Raw genomic sequence first — 14214 nt, 5'->3', positions numbered from 1 at the left:
GATACCATTCCCGGGTCCTTCTGAAAAGACAAACATTCCGCGCCGGCAACAATCTGTTGCACATTCGCCCGGTTTGAAGGGGGTTTCGCGGGGGAATGCCCGTCCGGGCGGCGAAATCACGCCGATGCGAGGGCGCTTGCGTCAGCCGATCACCAGCACGAAGCGGCCCGAGCCGGCGAGAGGGCTGATCCACTGGCGGGACTGGCGGATGGTGCCGCCCTCGAACCAGAACTCGTTGGTCAGCCGTCCGCCTTCGCGCAAGCAGGTCTCGACCACGTGGCGGGTGGAATGCTGGCGACCGTAGACCGCCACCGCTTCCTGCCCCTCGGTCGCCGAGGTGCAGGCATAGTCGCGGCGCTGGCTGGCATCGTTCTCCCAGGTATAGAAATAGCTGCGCCGGGTGGCGCCGCCCGCCGCGATCTGGCCCGGGCCGGGGGCGCTGGCCGACATCAGGTCGGGGCCGAGGCCGCGGGTCTCCACCAGCACGCCGCTGCGGAAGGTGAAGGTATAGCCGTCGGCGGATTCCCAGGTGACCACATCGCCCTTGCGGTCGCGCGGCGACAACAGCGTGTCGATGCCAAGCAGCGGGATGGTGGCGCGCATGATCGGCGTGCCGAAGGCCTCCAGCTTCTCGCGCGATACGCGGTCCAGGTTCACCGCGGTGCCGCCGCCCAGGCCGGCGACGGCGGCCAGCCCGCCGCAGCCAGACAGCAGGGCAAGCGCCAGCAGCGCCGGCGAAAGCACGGATCGAATCAGCGCCATACCCGGCCCCATTGTGTGTCGAGAACGCCCATGTGGTAGTCGCGGACCGAATCATAGAGCCGTCCGTCCACCTCCAGCCGCGCGCCGCCGTCGCGCTGCAAGGACCGCATCGTGGTGGTGAACTCGCCCCGGTCGGGCTGGCCCAGCAGCCAGTTCATCGGGATGGTCACCCGGATGCCCTTGTCGAACGAGCCCTCGCCGAATTCCTCGGCGCTGGCGGTGGTCAGCGTGGCATAGGCGCCCAGCTTGACGCCATTGGCGAATTCGCGGTCCAGCGAGAAGGTGGCGCCGCTGTCGCCCGCCAGATAGCGGCCGACATCGACCTGGCCGAGATAGCCGCCGCCGAAATCGTAATAGGCCGACAGATGGCCGGTGGCGACGCCGTAGTCGTATTCGCCGAAGCCGAAGCCGTCCCTGTCGCGCTGCCGGGTGTAGTTCACCTCGGCCCCGAGGGCGAAGCGGCTGTCCACCGGCTTCCACAGCAGCTCGGCCGAAAGACCGGCGTGCATCCGTTCGAGGAAGCCGAAGGTCACCCGGGAATAAAGCTGATCGGCCGGTTTCGCATACCAGGCCAGTTGCAGCCGATCCAGCGAGGTATCGGTGGCCAGGTCGTAATAGGCCATGTCGCTGCGGACGGGGGGCAGGTTCGAGGGCTTGCAGCCCTCGCATTCGTCGAAGTTTCCGGCAAGTTTCTGGAACACCGAGCCGGACAGCACCAGCCCGGGCCGCAGCTCGTAGCTGGCGTTCAGCCGCAGGCCGATGTCGCCGTGCAGCGGCTCGGACACCCGCAGCACGGGGAAGAGCCCCCAGGTGAAGCGGGGATAGACGGTCTCGTCCCGCAGGCCGCCGGGGGCGGGGCCGGCCTCGGCGATCTGCACCTTGCCGCGCAGGGCGGTGTCGTTGGCGGGGCTGTGCTCCAGCGCCTCCAGGTCGCTGCGGCGGATGGTGACCTTCGAGGCCCCCATGCCGCGCACCAGCGGCACGATCTCGAACACCTCGACCGAGGCGGGCATCACCCGGCTCAGCGCCCGGGCGCTGCGGCCGATGGCCTGCGGACCCGAATCGATCTGGGTGTTGCGGACGCGCAGGTGGACGGTGGTGGCGGTGTAGGAGAAATCCTCGACGATCAGCCCGTCGGGGGCCAGTTCCTTCGACAGCTTGCCGCGCAGGCTCTCGGCCGCGCCGGGCTGGGTGGTCCAGCCGCCGCTCCAGGCCGCGGGATCGGCGCTGCGCGAGGGGCGGGTGCCCACCTGCCCCGGCGCCGGGCCGAGGATGCCGCCGACCGGGCGGCGCTTGGGGTCCATGGTCAGCTGCACGTTGAAGCCGATCTCGGTGCCGTAAAGCGAATACAGGCCGACCCGCACCGCCTCGGCATATTCGTATTCCACGCCGAAGTTGAACGGGCTGCGGCGCTCGAAGATCTTGCGGTCCCCGGCCACCTCGTCATAGCCGTCCGAGGAATATTCGGCCTTCGCCTTCCAGTTGTCGTTGATCTGCCACTCCACCCCCGCGAAGGGCGCCACCGGGCCGCGGAACCACTGGTCGATCGAGGGCTTGCCGCCCTGATCGTTGTCATAGACCTCCGGCCGGTCGCCGAAGGAGCCGATGTCGTTGTAGGACCCCAGCCGCCCCCAGCCCAGGCCGGCCGTCACCTTCAGCCGGTCGCCGAAGGACTTGGTCGCCACGATGTATTCGGCGGAATTCTTGCCGGTGCCGACGAAATCCTGCAGCCCCAGCGTGACCGCGGGCAGATAATCGGTCTCTTCCAGCAGCAGCAGGCGCAGGTCGAAGGCGCGGTCGTTGTAGGTGTCGTAGCCGTCGTTCAGCGGATCGCCGGGCGCCAGCGCATCGCTCCAGTTGCGGGTGGAGCTGAAGCGGTAGCTGCCGGAGATTCGCGGGGTGATCTGGAAGGTCAGCGTCGTGCGCAGCTGCGAGCCGAAATAGGCCAGCGTCACGCCGATGGAGCCGTCCTTCATCGCCTCGCCCGAGGGCATGTCGATGATGCCGGGCACGCCGTAGAAGGACAGGCTGGGGCGCATCTCGGCCAGCGCGGGCGCGGAGCCGGCCAGAACGGCGGCGGCGGATACGGCGACCAGGCTGCTGATCCGGCGGTTCATCCTGTTCTGCACCCCTCGCTTCCCTGCACGACCATCCTATGCCGGTCCCCGCCCGCCGTCACAAGCCCGGCCCGAGGCAGGAGGCCAGTTTCGGCGGGATCATGTCGCCGCCGCCGCAGTCGGCGCCTGCTCCTGCCGGGGCCGGACCAGCTGCATCGTCAGCACCCGCATCGCCTCGGCATCGCCGGTGGCCATGTGGCCCGCCAGTTCGCGCATGGCATTGGCGATCTCCAGTTCGGACAGGCTTTCCTCGGCGGCGCGCAGGATCTTGGGATGCGGCGTGGTCAGCAGACCCTGGCCGATCAGCAGTTCTTCATGCAGCTTCTCGCCCGGGCGCAGGCCGATCACCTTGATCTCGATGTCGCCGTCGGGGTTGTCCTCGTCCCGAACGGTATAGCCGGCGCCCTGGATCATCTGCTCGGCCAGCTGGCGGATGCGCACCGGCTTGCCCATGTCCAGCACGAAGACATCGGCCAGCGGCGCGGAGGACTGGCCCGCATCGACGAAGGAGCCGGCCATCAGCACCAGCTTCGACGCCTCGGCGATGGTCATGAAATAGCGGGTCACGTCGTCATGGGTCAGCGTCACCGGCCCGCCGCGCGCGATCTGCTCGCGGAACAGCGGGATGACCGAGCCGGAGGAGCCCAGCACATTGCCGAAGCGGACGATCGAGAAATGCGTGGTGCGGCTGCGCTTGGCGCGGTCCTGGATCACCAGCTCGGCCAGCCGCTTGCTGGCGCCCATGATGTTGGAGGGGCGCACCGCCTTGTCGGTGGAGACCAGAATGAAGCGGCGGACGCCCTGGTCCACGCAGGCATCGGCCAGGATGCGGGTGCCGAAGACGTTGTTGGAGATTCCCGCCACCGGGTTCTGCTCCACCAGCGGCACATGCTTGTAGGCCGCGGAATGGAACACCGTATCCACCTGGTGTTGCGCCAGCACCGCCCGGGTCAGCCGCGCATCGGTGACCGATCCCAGCACCGGAACGATCTCGGTCCGGGCGCCGCCGCCGGCGGCCTCCATCAGGTCCTGCAGATCGCGGTCGATGTTGTAGAGCGCCAGCTCCGACACTTCGTAAAGCACCAGCCTGGCCGGGCGCTGGACGATCAGCTGGCGACACAGCTCGGACCCGACGGAGCCGCCGGCGCCCGAGATCAGCACCGTCTTGCCGGCATAGCCGGAGACCGCGGTCGCCAGCACGTCGTCCAGATGGCTGCGGCCCAGGAAGCGCCCCGTCGGCACCGGGGCGAGCGCCTCGATCAGCTGCTCGGTCCCCACCAGCTGCGCGAAGGAGGGCAGCGCCTGCACCCCGAGGCCCAGCGCCTGCAACCGCCGCGAGATCTGCGCCAGCTTCGGCGCCGACAGGGACGGCATCGCCAGCAGCACCCGGGCGATGTCGAACTTGCGCATCAGCCGCTCGACCTGCTGCGAGGGGTAGATCCGCTTGCCCATCAGCCGCTGGACATGCAGCGAGGGGTCGTCGTCGATGAAGGCGGTGACGACGATGGTCTCGTGCGACTTCAGCGCCGAGGCCAGCTGCTGCCCGGTCTTGCCGGCGCCGTAGATCAGCACCCGGGTCTGCGGCCGGTCGGTGGACAACACCCAGAGCAGCACCTTCAGCATCGCCACCCGCACCAGGATCGCCGCCAGGAACAGCGCCATCGAGAAGGTGATCGTCCCGGCGACGGGGAAATACATCCCCGGCAGCATCGTCAGCAGCAAGGTGCCGGTGCCGACCATGGTGGAGAAGGCCAGGATGCCGTTGGCCGAGAACGAGGCATAGGTCTTCAGCTTGATCCGCGGCAGGCCCGCGGCCATCGAGGCCATCGCCCCCAGCAGGGCAAGCACCGGGAACAGGATCGCCAGCCGCTGCAACTGCAGCTGCGGCCAGAACGAGCCGTAGACCAGAAGCGCGGTCAGGAAGAAGCACAGCGGCGACAGCGCCGCATCCGCAAGAAGGATCACCGCCTCTTTCTGAAGGCGGGTCATCCGGCGCTCGAATCCGAGCAGGAGTGTCCGAACGGATTTCATGGCGGCAACTGGTCCTGGACTCTCGGGTAACAGACAGAAACACCTGCCGATTGTGCTTGGCAAGGGGTTGCCGGACCGGCCGCGTCGAATCGGCGCGGCCTCGGCGGACTGCCGCCGCCTATTTGCGCGACAGCACCTGCGCCAGCGTCTGCCAGATCATCGCGGCATCCAGGCACAGGTTGCGGCGGCGCTGGTAGATCAGGTCCAGCCGCGCCTTGCGGGGCACACAGCGGCGGGCATAGACGGCATCGGTTTCCCCGGCCGTGCGGCAGCGGGCCAGCAGCCGCTCCTCGTGCCGGCGGAAATGCAGGGTGGCCATCCCGGTCAGCCCGGGGCGCGAGCGCAGGACGCGGGCGTAGAGGTCCGGGAACATCTCGACATAGCGGCGCAGCGGCGGGCGGGGGCCGACGAAGCTCATGTCGCCCTTCAGGATGTTCCAGAGCTGCGGAATCTCGTCCAGCCGGACCTTGCGCAGGATGCGGCCGGTGCGGGTGATGCGCGTGGCCTTGTCGCCGCCCGAGACCCCGCCGTCTCCCGCCGCCTGACGCATGGTGCGGAACTTCCACAAAAGGAACGGCCGGTCGGGCGTCCGCATCCGCTCCGACAGGTAGAACACCGGCCGGCCCTCGGCCGCCAGCAGCCAGAGGGCGATCAGCGCCGCGGGCAGCAGCAGGATCGCCCCCAGCCAGAGGGCCAGCACGATGTCGAACAGGCGCTTGGCGGGGGTCATGCCAGCACCCCGCGGGCCCAGGCCGCCTCGGCCGCCAGCCGGGCCGGATCGGCGGGGGGGAGCGGCAGGAGCGATCGCAGCAGGCCCAGGTCCTGCGTGGCGACCGGCACCGCGGCAGGCGTTTCGCCATAGCGCCAGGGCAGCCCGGCGGCTTCCAGCAGATCGGCCATCGGCAGCGGCGGGTCCTGCGCCAGGTTCAACACCGGCGGCAGGTCGTCGCGCCGGCACAGCGCGGCCAGCGCCTGCGCCAGCACCCGCGCGCCGATCCAGGACCGCAGCGGCCCGCCGGGCCGGCCCGGCACCGGGTCCAGCACGATCTCGCCCGCGGCGCGGGGGCCCAGCAGCGCATCGGCCCCGGCGATGTTGCCGGGCCGCAGGATCGTCACCGGCGTGTGCGACTGAGCGCGGACCAGCGCCTCGGCCTGCGCCTTGCTGCGGCCATAGGCGTTCGGCGGGTCCGGCGCCGCGGTCTCGGCAAGCCGCGCGCCCGGCGGATAGACCGCGGCGGAGGACAGGACCACCAGCCGCCGCGCCCCGATCCGGCGGCACATCCGCAGCAGCGGCGGCACCAGGTCGACATTGGCCTGCAGGTCCCGCTCCGCCCCCCGCGTGGCCCCGGCCAGATGCAGCACCAGCGCCCCCTGCGGAAGACCGATAGGCGGCGGATCGGCCAGCATGTCCCACCGCATCGGCGGAGGACCGCCGCGTCCGGTCCAGACCGGCCGCAGGCCAGGCGCCCGGCCATCTGCCCAGCCCGCCTGCAAAATCCGGCCAAGCCGCCCGCCCGAGCCGGTCACGACGAGATCAACTACCCCCAGAGTTACCCCCAGCTTTCTTGGCCTGCCACCTGTGGGGCGATTGACCCCCGATCCGCACAGACTATGGTCGCCCGGCCCGTCTTGTCCATCTGCCGGCAGGCGGGGCCGGAGTCCTGTATGAAGCCTGTTCCTGCCCTTACCGCTGCCCTGCTGGCCGCCTCCGTCGCTTTCACCAGCGGATGCAGCCTTCCGGCGGGCGGCGGCCAGGCCAGACAGATCCTGGCCGGGGCCGAGGACGAGACCGCCGATTTCGCCGTGGTCCACATCACCCGCTCTACCGTCGGCACCATCGCGGCCTGGCCCGGCGTGGGCAAGGGCGGCATGGCCTCCACCGGCTGGATCGAACGCAGCCGCGGCCCGGCCAGCAACCTGATCTCGGCCGGCGACAAGGTGGACATCACCATCTGGGAAACCGGCGAGGGCACGCTGCTGACCGTGCCGGGCCAGCAGGTCGTGGCCCTGCCGGGGCTGACGGTCTCGCCCGACGGCAGCGTGTTCCTGCCCTATGCCGACAAGGTCTATATCGCAAAGATGACGCCGGACGAGGCGCGCGAGGCGATCCAGGCCAAGCTGATCTCCATCGCACCGGCGGCGCAGGTGCTGATCACCCATACCCCGGGCCGCAAATCCACCGTGGACCTGATCTCGGGCGTGCCGAATCCCGGCTCCTTCCCGCTGCCGGACCGGGATTTCACCGTGCTCAGCCTGCTGGCCCTGGGCGGCGGCATCCCTCCGGGCATGGTCAACCCCTATGTCCGGCTGATGCGCGACGGCAAGATCTATTCGATCTCGGCCGACCGGCTGATGAAGAACCCGGCGCTGGACACCACCCTGCGCGGCGGCGACAAGGTCTATGTCGAAGCGGACGAGCGCTATTTCCTGTCGCTGGGCGCCGCCGGGCGCGAATCGCAGGTTCCGTTCCCGCAGGACCAGATCACCGCGCTGGACGCGCTGGCGCTGATCGGCGGGCTGAACGACGCCCGCGCGGATGCCAAGGGCATCCTGATCCTGCGCGACTATCCGGCCAAGGCGCTGCGCAGCGACGGCAGCGGCCCCAGCAAGCAGCGCACCGTCTTCGTGATCGACCTGACCACGGCGGACGGGCTGTTCAGCGCCGGCCAGTTCGCCATCCAGCCGAAGGACGTGGTGCTGGCCACCGAAAGCCGCGTCGCCTCGGCCGGGGTGGTGCTGGGGATCATCGCCTCGATCGTGGGGATTTCCCGCACCGCGCAGGTGATTTCGGAAAACGAATAGGGGCGGTCAGTCGCCGCCCTCCAGCCGGGCGCGTAGCTCGCGCAGCACCGGCAGGACCTGCCGCACCCGGTCGGCCCCCAGCGAGTCCACCACATCGGCGATCAGCGGCACCACCGCCTGCACCGCGGCATCGCGGGCCGCCCGCCCGGCCGGGCTGATCGCCACGAACTTGCGGCGGGCGTCGTCCCAATCGGGGCGGATATGGACATGCCCCGCCCATTCCAGCTTGGCCAGCGTGTTGGTCATCGCGCCGCGCGTTACATGGAATGCCTTCGCCAGCTGCGCCGGGCTGCGTTCGTCGCCCACCCGGGCCAGATGGTTCAGCACCGAGAAATGCGACAGTTCCATCCCCCGCGGCAGCGCCTTGGACACACGGTTGCGTGCCAGCTGGTCGGCCATGAACAGCTCGCCGAACAGGGCGACGGCGATGTCGTCGGTGCGGTCCGGGGTCTTCTCCGCCGCGCTCATGGCCCGGTGAACTCCCTGTCGTGGGACAGCGAGGGGACGCGGTTGCGGGCCTTGTCGACCTGCGTCAGGTCGAGCTCCACCAGCGTCACCCCCGGCTCGGTGCCGGCATCGGCGAGAATCTCGCCCCAGGGCGCCACCGCCAGCGAATGGCCATGGGTCCGGCGGCCCTTGCCATGCGCCTCGGCATGGAAGCCGGTCTGCGCCGGGGCGAGGACGAAGCAGCCGGTCTCGATGGCGCGGGCGCGGACAAGGGTCTCCCAATGCGCGGCGCCGGTGATGTGGTTGAAGGCGGCCGGGATTGTGATCACCTGCGCCCCGCCCTGCGCCAGCCGGCGGTAGAGCTGCGGGAAGCGCAGGTCGTAGCAGACGGTCAGGCCGATCCTGGCCCAACCGGCATCCGCCAGCACCGCCTGCGCGCCGGGGCGGTAGGCGGCGCTTTCGCGATAGACCTCGGTTTCCGACACGTTCACGTCGAACATGTGGATCTTGTCGTAGCGGGCGGCGATGGCGCCGTCCGGGGCGATCAGGAAGCTGCGGTTGGCGAAGCGGCCGTCCCCGTCTTGCGTCAGCAGGCCCAGCGAGCCGATCAGCAGCCAGATGCCATGCTCCCTTGCCGTGTCCCGCAGCGCGGCCAGCGTCTCGTCCTCTTCCTCGCGGCGGAAGATCGCGCGCTGGTGGTCGCGGCTGGAGGACAGGCAGTTGGTCATCTCCGGAGTCAGGACGAAGCCCGCCCCGGCTTCCACGGCCTGACGGATGAACCCCTGCACCGCCGCCAGATTGGCGGCGGGGTCGTCGGTGACGTTCAGCTGGATCAGGGCGGCGCGCATCAGTCGGCCAGCAGCGGATCGAGCCGCCCCTGATGCTCCAGCAGATGCAGGTCGTCGCTGCCGCCGACATGGGTGCCGCCGATGAAGATCTGCGGCACGGTGCGGCGGCCGCCAGCGCGGGCGGTCATCTTCTGCCGCAGGTCCGGGTCCATGCTGACATCGGTTTCGGTATAGGCGACGCCCTTCTTCTGCAGCAGCCGCTTGGCGGCCAGGCAATAGGGGCAGAAGGGGGTGGTGTAGATCTCGACCGTTTTCATGGCGCTTCCCTTGTCCGGCTGGGACTATAGGGATTTAGGCATCCTTCGCAACGCGCGCCAGCGCCACCACGTCGACGTGAGAGGCCCCGGCGGCAAGGCAGGCGGCGGCGGCGGCGGCGAAGGTCGCGCCCGAGGTCATCACGTCGTCGACGATCAGCACCGGCCGCCCGGCGATCCGCTCCCGGCGGCGGGGGTGGACGAGGAAGGCCCCGCGCAGGTTGGCGAAGCGGTCGTCGCGGCTCCGCCCCTCCTGGCTGCCGGTGTTGCGGCGGCGGAGCAGCAGGTCGGGGCAATGCTCCAGCCCCGCCTCGCGCGCTAGCGCCGCCGACAGCAGCGCCGCCTGGTTGTATTTGCGCCGAATCAGCCGCCACCAGTGCAGCGGCACCGGCACCACAACCGTCTCGGGCCGCAGCAGCGGCGCGGCGGCCTGCCGCAGCCATTGCGCGGCGGGGCGGGCCAGCTCCATCCGGTCGCCGTGCTTCAGCGCCAGCACCATCCGCCTGGCGTTGTCGCGGTAGAGCAGCGCCGCGCGGCCGGCAGACCACGGACGCTCCACCGCGAGGCAATCGTCGCAGAGGACCTCCTGCCCCTCCTCCCCGGCGACGGGGCTGCCGCATTTGCAGCAGACCAGGCCCGAGACGAAGGGCGTGTCGCGCCAGCAGGCGGGGCAGAGGCCGAAGTCGCTGGCCACCATCGCGTCGCAGGTCAGGCATTGCGGCGGGTAGATCGCCGCGATCGCCCTTTGCAAGCTCATCCCCGCCCCCTATGGTCCGCCGCCATGACCCCAGGCCCCCTCCTGACCGACCGCCCCGCGCTGGAGCGCAACCGCGCCCGCGCGCTGGCCCTGCCCGCCCCGGCGCTGTTCCTGCACGAAACCGCCATCGCCGAGGTGCAGGAAAGGCTGGAAACGGTTAACAGAACCTTTACCGATGCCGCCGTGGTGAGCGGTTTTCCGGCGCTGTGGCAGCAGGCGCTGCCGCAGGCCCGCATGGTGGCGGATGCCGAGGTGCTGGACCTGGCCCCCGCCAGCCTGGACTTGGTGGTCCATGCCATGGCGCTGCATTGGGCCAACGATCCGGTCGGCCAGATCGTGCAATGCCGCCGGGCGCTGCGGCCGGACGGCCTGTTCCTCGCGCTGCTGTTCGGCGGCCAGACCCTGCAGGAACTGCGCGCCGCGCTGGCCGAGGCCGAGGTCCAGGTGACCGGCGGCCTGTCGCCCCGGGTGCTGCCGATGGGGGAAATCCGCGACCTCGGCGCGCTGTTGCAAAGGGCGGGGCTGGCGCTGCCGGTGGCGGACAGCTTCACCCAGCGGGTGCTTTACCGCGACGCCTTCCACCTGATGCAGGACCTGCGCGCCATGGGCGAGGGCAATGCCTTGGCCGCCCGCCTGCGCCGCCCGACCCGCCGCGCCGTGCTGCTGCGCGCGGCGGAAATCTATGCCCAGACCCATGCCGGGCCGGACGGCCGCATCCCGGCCACCTTCGAGATCCTCTGCCTCACCGGCTGGGCGCCGCACGACAGCCAGCAGAAGCCGCTGCGTCCCGGATCGGCCCGGCAAAGGCTGGCGGATGCGCTGAACACCTCCGAGCTGCCCCTGCGCAAAGGGTCGCAGCCCGGTTGACGGCCGGGCCAAAGCCGCTATCTCGGGCAAAGGCCGAAGGAAGGACATCACGATGGACAAGCCCGCCGACCACCCCCCCGTGCCGCGGCCGCGCATCGGCATCCTGCTGGCCAACCTCGGCACGCCGGACGGCTACGACTACTGGTCGATGCGGCGCTACCTGAACGAGTTCCTGTCCGACAAGCGGGTCATCGACTACCCCAGCTGGAAATGGCAGCCGCTGCTGCAGACGGTGATCCTGGGCAAACGCCCTTTCACCTCGGGCGCCAATTACAAGCTGATCTGGAATCACGAGCTGAACGAAAGCCCGCTGATGACGATCACCAAGGCCCAGACCGCCGCCATCGCGGCCGAGTTGGAGGCGCGGCACGGCGACAGGGTGATGGTCGATTTCTGCATGAGATACGGCAACCCTTCGACCGAATCGAAGGTGCGGGCGATGGTCGCCGCGGGCTGCGAGCGAATCATCTTCTTCCCGCTTTATCCGCACTACGCCGGCGCCACCTCGGCCACCGCCAACGACCAGTTCTTCCGCGCCCTGATGAAGGAGAAACGCCAACCCGCGGTGCGGACGGTGCCGGAATATTTCGGGCATCCGCTCTATATCGACGCCCTGGCGCAATCGGTGCAAAGGGCCTGGGACGCGCTGGAGCGCAAGCCGGACGTGCTGGTCGCCAGCTACCACGGAATGCCGATCCGCTACCTGACCGAGGGCGATCCCTACCATTGCCAGTGCCAGAAGACCTCGCGCCTGTTGCGGGAACGGCTGGGCTGGGGGCCGGAGATGATCGACACCACCTTCCAGTCGGTGTTCGGGCCGGAGGAATGGCTGAAGCCCTATACGGTGAACCACGTGGCCGAGCTGGCGAAGCAGGGCAAGAAGCACATCGCCGTCATCGCCCCGGCCTTCAGCGCCGATTGCATCGAGACTCTGGAAGAGATCAACGGCGAAATCCGCGAGTCCTTCCAGCACGCCGGCGGAGAGGTCTTCACCTATATCCCCTGCCTGAACGACGAGCCGGCCCATATCCGGGCGCTGGCCGCGGTGATCGAGGAGAACCTGTCAGGCTGGATTCCGGCCTGATCCGGTCCCCGCAAAAGAAAAAGACGGCAGCCGGGGCTGCCGTCTTTTCCTGAAGTGCTTCGAACTCAGTTCGCAGCGACCGCAGCGACCACCAGCAGGAGCAGCAGCGGAACGACGATGCCGCCGGCCGACGACGAGGTCGTGGCTTCGACGACTTCCGGTTCCATCACCGGCTCAGCCAGGCCGCCAGCGAACGAAGCGGTGGCGACAGCGGTCAGCGCGGCAGCGAGCGCAAGTTTCTTCATGTTAACCTCCAGTTATAGCATACCGTCGATTGTTGCAGAGGCGACGATACACACCCAAGACTGTTCCTCGTAGGCCCGTCTTAATCCGCACCCGGCGGAAAATGCAATCGGGCTTGTGATGGGAAAGCGCGCTTGACGGCCATGTCGTCAAATTAGCAACACCTGCGTGCCAACTTGTGCCATGCCGAAAAGTTCTTCGACATGTTCGTTGTAGAGACCGATGCAGCCGTTGGACGACCGGCGGCCGATCTTGCGGGTGTCGTGGGTGCCGTGGATGCGGTAATAGGTCCAGCTCAGATACAGCGCGCGGGTGCCCAGCGGATTGTCGGGCGCGCCGCCCTCCACCACGTCCGGCCATTCGGGATTGCGCTCTTTCATCGAAGGAGTCGGCCGCCAGGTCGGATTCACCACCTTCTGCACCACTTCGGTCCGGCCGCGGCGGGTCAGTTCTTCCGACAGCGGCACGGAGGTGGGATAAAGCCGATAGACCGACTGGTCCTCGGACCAGAAATGCAGCGCCCGCGAGGTGGTGTCGACCAGGATCGCGCCCTTGCGGGTGTTGTCGAAATAACCGCGCCAGTCCAGCATCCGGAAGCTGGAGATGTTGTTGCGGATGGTGCTGGAGGCCGGCGGAGCCATCTCGGTGCTGCCGTCCTGAGCCAGCAGCGGGCGGGCGGCAGCGGCACCGAACGCAAGGGCGGCGCCGCCCAGAATGGCGCGGCGGGTCAGCCTTTCGGCGGTCATGACTTGCTCCTGTTGAGTCTGCTCTGGCCGCGCAGGATAACGATTCCGGCGGCAGATCGCAATTCACACCCTCTTCATCACGCAGACTTGGGTTTGATCAATCGCCCCGCTTTCGCTAAAGCTGCGCCGGAAAAGCCCGTTTCGCGGGCCGGAAATCGGGTGAATCGGATGGACAGACGCAGTTTCGTGGTTCTTGGCTCGGCGCTTGCCCTTGGCGCCTGCGCCCCCAGCGGCGGCGGGGTCCAGCTGGGCGCCGACGGCAAGCCGCTGCCGCAGGTCTATCGCATCACCCCGGCGGTGGCCGAGAAGATCCCCTTCCGCCTGCTCGATGCCGTCAACTCGCTGCGCTCGGCCAAGGGCGCGCAGCCGCTGGTCTACAATTCCCAGCTGAACGCCGCGGCCGAGACCCATTCGCGCGACATGTCGCTGCAGAACCGGCCCTGGCACTTCGGCTCCGACGGCTCCTCGCCGCTGAGCCGGGTGCAGCGCGTCGGCTATCCCGGCCGGCTGGTCGGCGAGAACATCTCCGAGACCTATCAGACCGAGCTGGAAACCCTGTCGGCCTGGATGGCCCAGCCGGACACCCGTGCCATCATCATGGACCCCGCCGCCCGCGAACTGGGCTTCGCCTGGTTCCAGGAGGACAACGGCAAGATCTGGTGGACGATGGTGACGGGGGGCTGACGGCCCGTCCGTGCCGGAATGAGGAAAGGGGCCCGCGGGCCCCTTTTTCACGGCAGGATGTGGATCACCGTTCCCGGCTTGATCATCGCATAGATCTTCTCGATCTCCTTGTCGGAGACGGCGATGCAGCCCGCGGTCCAGTCGCGCTGGTAGATCTTCTTCTTCGGCCCGCCGTGGATGAAGATGTCGCCCCCCGGCGGCTTGCCCATGGTGCTGGCATAGGTCCGGTCCTCGACATTCGGATAGTCGACCCGCAGCGACAGATGGTATTCCGAATTCGGGTTCTTGTGGCTGATCCGGTAGGTGCCCTCCGGCGTCTTGCCGTCGCCCTCGAACTGCTTGTGACCCACCGGCGCGAAGCCCAGCGCGATGTCGTAGCTCTTCAGCACCTTGTCGTTGTGCAGGAGATACATCTTGCGATCGGCCTTGTGGACCTGGACCGAAGTCACCTCCGGCCCGTTGTATCGCTTGAATTTGGAGTTCCCGCAGGCCGCCAGGCCCACCACCAGGACCGCCATCAGGAAAAGCTTCACTGCCCGCATCGTCGCCTCTGTCCGTCTTCTTTTTCTGTC

The 14214-nt window shown here is 68.7% G+C and carries 16 protein-coding genes; 4 read left to right on the top strand and 12 right to left on the bottom strand.

Annotated features, from left to right (window positions below):
* Positions 1-141: 141 nt before the first annotated feature.
* From G5B31_RS15685 to G5B31_RS15665, 5 genes are all read right to left on the bottom strand, one after another.
* Entirely contained in the window at positions 142-762 is a 621-nt protein-coding gene (locus G5B31_RS15685; RefSeq protein ID WP_165019145.1) for a YjbF family lipoprotein, read from the bottom strand.
* Complete coding sequence (locus G5B31_RS15680) at positions 753-2891, bottom strand: YjbH domain-containing protein (protein WP_346763923.1); 2139 nt, start codon at positions 2889-2891, stop codon at positions 753-755. The genes G5B31_RS15685 and G5B31_RS15680 overlap by 10 nt, the downstream gene beginning before the upstream one ends.
* Positions 2892-2978: 87 nt before the next feature.
* Positions 2979-4868, bottom strand: coding sequence for a nucleoside-diphosphate sugar epimerase/dehydratase (locus G5B31_RS15675; protein WP_240904448.1), 1890 nt, complete (start codon positions 4866-4868; stop codon positions 2979-2981).
* Positions 4869-5028: 160 nt separating this feature from the next.
* Positions 5029-5640, bottom strand: coding sequence for a sugar transferase (locus tag G5B31_RS15670; RefSeq protein ID WP_165019143.1), 612 nt, complete (start codon positions 5638-5640; stop codon positions 5029-5031).
* Positions 5637-6329: an NAD(P)-dependent oxidoreductase gene (locus G5B31_RS15665; RefSeq protein ID WP_240904447.1), complete on the bottom strand. Its 693-nt coding sequence runs from the start codon at positions 6327-6329 to the stop codon at positions 5637-5639. Before G5B31_RS15665 ends, G5B31_RS15670 begins: the two co-directional genes overlap by 4 nt.
* A 246-nt stretch (positions 6330-6575) precedes the next feature.
* On the opposite strand from G5B31_RS15665, the gene G5B31_RS15660 reads away from it, so the two are divergent.
* On the top strand, positions 6576-7712 hold the full coding sequence (locus tag G5B31_RS15660) for a polysaccharide biosynthesis/export family protein (protein WP_240904446.1): 1137 nt from the start codon (positions 6576-6578) through the stop codon (positions 7710-7712).
* 6 nt (positions 7713-7718) lie between these two features.
* On the opposite strand, the gene G5B31_RS15655 is transcribed toward G5B31_RS15660, so the two are convergent.
* Genes G5B31_RS15655 through G5B31_RS15640 form a run of 4 tightly spaced genes read right to left on the bottom strand, consistent with a single transcriptional unit; the run spans position 7719 to position 10018 of the window.
* On the bottom strand, positions 7719-8180 hold the full coding sequence (locus G5B31_RS15655; protein ID WP_165019141.1) for a MarR family winged helix-turn-helix transcriptional regulator: 462 nt from the start codon (positions 8178-8180) through the stop codon (positions 7719-7721).
* Positions 8177-9007, bottom strand: a complete 831-nt coding sequence (locus G5B31_RS15650; RefSeq protein WP_165019140.1) for a carbon-nitrogen hydrolase family protein — start codon at positions 9005-9007, stop codon at positions 8177-8179. The genes G5B31_RS15655 and G5B31_RS15650 overlap by 4 nt, the downstream gene beginning before the upstream one ends.
* On the bottom strand, positions 9007-9264 hold the full coding sequence (gene grxC, locus G5B31_RS15645; RefSeq protein WP_165019139.1) for a glutaredoxin 3: 258 nt from the start codon (positions 9262-9264) through the stop codon (positions 9007-9009). Before grxC ends, G5B31_RS15650 begins: the two co-directional genes overlap by 1 nt.
* A 34-nt stretch (positions 9265-9298) precedes the next feature.
* Complete coding sequence (locus tag G5B31_RS15640) at positions 9299-10018, bottom strand: ComF family protein (RefSeq protein WP_165019138.1); 720 nt, start codon at positions 10016-10018, stop codon at positions 9299-9301.
* A 24-nt stretch (positions 10019-10042) separates the two neighbouring features.
* Here G5B31_RS15640 and G5B31_RS15635 point away from each other — a divergent pair, with 24 nt between their 5' ends.
* Together G5B31_RS15635 and hemH are read left to right on the top strand one after the other, a co-directional pair.
* The gene (locus tag G5B31_RS15635) at positions 10043-10885 is read left to right on the top strand and encodes a methyltransferase domain-containing protein (protein WP_165019137.1); all 843 of its coding nucleotides are present in this window, start codon (positions 10043-10045) and stop codon (positions 10883-10885) included.
* Between the two features lie 52 nt (positions 10886-10937).
* Positions 10938-11969, top strand: a complete 1032-nt coding sequence (gene hemH, locus G5B31_RS15630; RefSeq protein WP_165019136.1) for a ferrochelatase — start codon at positions 10938-10940, stop codon at positions 11967-11969.
* 65 nt (positions 11970-12034) lie between these two features.
* Here hemH and G5B31_RS15625 read toward each other — a convergent pair whose 3' ends face one another.
* Entirely contained in the window at positions 12035-12214 is a 180-nt protein-coding gene (locus tag G5B31_RS15625) for a hypothetical protein (protein ID WP_165019135.1), read from the bottom strand.
* 147 nt (positions 12215-12361) lie between these two features.
* Positions 12362-12958: a L,D-transpeptidase gene (locus G5B31_RS15620; RefSeq protein ID WP_165019134.1), complete on the bottom strand. Its 597-nt coding sequence runs from the start codon at positions 12956-12958 to the stop codon at positions 12362-12364.
* 168 nt (positions 12959-13126) lie between these two features.
* On the opposite strand from G5B31_RS15620, the gene G5B31_RS15615 reads away from it, so the two are divergent.
* Positions 13127-13642: a CAP domain-containing protein gene (locus G5B31_RS15615; protein ID WP_165019133.1), complete on the top strand. Its 516-nt coding sequence runs from the start codon at positions 13127-13129 to the stop codon at positions 13640-13642.
* 47 nt (positions 13643-13689) lie between these two features.
* Here G5B31_RS15615 and G5B31_RS15610 read toward each other — a convergent pair whose 3' ends face one another.
* The gene (locus tag G5B31_RS15610; RefSeq protein WP_165019132.1) at positions 13690-14184 is read right to left on the bottom strand and encodes a murein L,D-transpeptidase family protein; all 495 of its coding nucleotides are present in this window, start codon (positions 14182-14184) and stop codon (positions 13690-13692) included.
* Positions 14185-14214: the final 30 nt, after the last annotated feature.

This window comes from Rhodobacter sp. SGA-6-6 (genome assembly GCF_011043545.1).
Lineage (GTDB): Bacteria > Pseudomonadota > Alphaproteobacteria > Rhodobacterales > Rhodobacteraceae > Pseudogemmobacter.
Note: the sequence above shows the minus strand (reverse complement) of the source record. Positions and strands in the feature narration are given on the sequence as shown.

What these genes read in the sequence shown, in the direction of transcription:
- G5B31_RS15650 (WP_165019140.1), bottom strand. Translation starts at nt 9,007, where the DNA reads ATGCGCGCCGCCCTGATCCAGCTGAACGTCACCGACGACCCCGCCGCC.
- G5B31_RS15685 (WP_165019145.1), bottom strand. Translation starts at nt 762, where the DNA reads ATGGCGCTGATTCGATCCGTGCTTTCGCCGGCGCTGCTGGCGCTTGCC.
- G5B31_RS15675 (WP_240904448.1), bottom strand. Translation starts at nt 4,868, where the DNA reads ATGACCCGCCTTCAGAAAGAGGCGGTGATCCTTCTTGCGGATGCGGCG.
- G5B31_RS15655 (WP_165019141.1), bottom strand. Translation starts at nt 8,180, where the DNA reads ATGAGCGCGGCGGAGAAGACCCCGGACCGCACCGACGACATCGCCGTC.
- G5B31_RS15635 (WP_165019137.1), top strand. Translation starts at nt 10,043, where the DNA reads ATGACCCCAGGCCCCCTCCTGACCGACCGCCCCGCGCTGGAGCGCAAC.
- G5B31_RS15625 (WP_165019135.1), bottom strand. Translation starts at nt 12,214, where the DNA reads ATGAAGAAACTTGCGCTCGCTGCCGCGCTGACCGCTGTCGCCACCGCT.
- G5B31_RS15665 (WP_240904447.1), bottom strand. Translation starts at nt 6,329, where the DNA reads ATGCGGTGGGACATGCTGGCCGATCCGCCGCCTATCGGTCTTCCGCAG.
- G5B31_RS15660 (WP_240904446.1), top strand. Translation starts at nt 6,576, where the DNA reads ATGAAGCCTGTTCCTGCCCTTACCGCTGCCCTGCTGGCCGCCTCCGTC.
- hemH (WP_165019136.1), top strand. Translation starts at nt 10,938, where the DNA reads ATGGACAAGCCCGCCGACCACCCCCCCGTGCCGCGGCCGCGCATCGGC.
- grxC (WP_165019139.1), bottom strand. Translation starts at nt 9,264, where the DNA reads ATGAAAACGGTCGAGATCTACACCACCCCCTTCTGCCCCTATTGCCTG.
- G5B31_RS15620 (WP_165019134.1), bottom strand. Translation starts at nt 12,958, where the DNA reads ATGACCGCCGAAAGGCTGACCCGCCGCGCCATTCTGGGCGGCGCCGCC.
- G5B31_RS15615 (WP_165019133.1), top strand. Translation starts at nt 13,127, where the DNA reads ATGGACAGACGCAGTTTCGTGGTTCTTGGCTCGGCGCTTGCCCTTGGC.
- G5B31_RS15640 (WP_165019138.1), bottom strand. Translation starts at nt 10,018, where the DNA reads ATGAGCTTGCAAAGGGCGATCGCGGCGATCTACCCGCCGCAATGCCTG.
- G5B31_RS15610 (WP_165019132.1), bottom strand. Translation starts at nt 14,184, where the DNA reads ATGCGGGCAGTGAAGCTTTTCCTGATGGCGGTCCTGGTGGTGGGCCTG.
- G5B31_RS15670 (WP_165019143.1), bottom strand. Translation starts at nt 5,640, where the DNA reads ATGACCCCCGCCAAGCGCCTGTTCGACATCGTGCTGGCCCTCTGGCTG.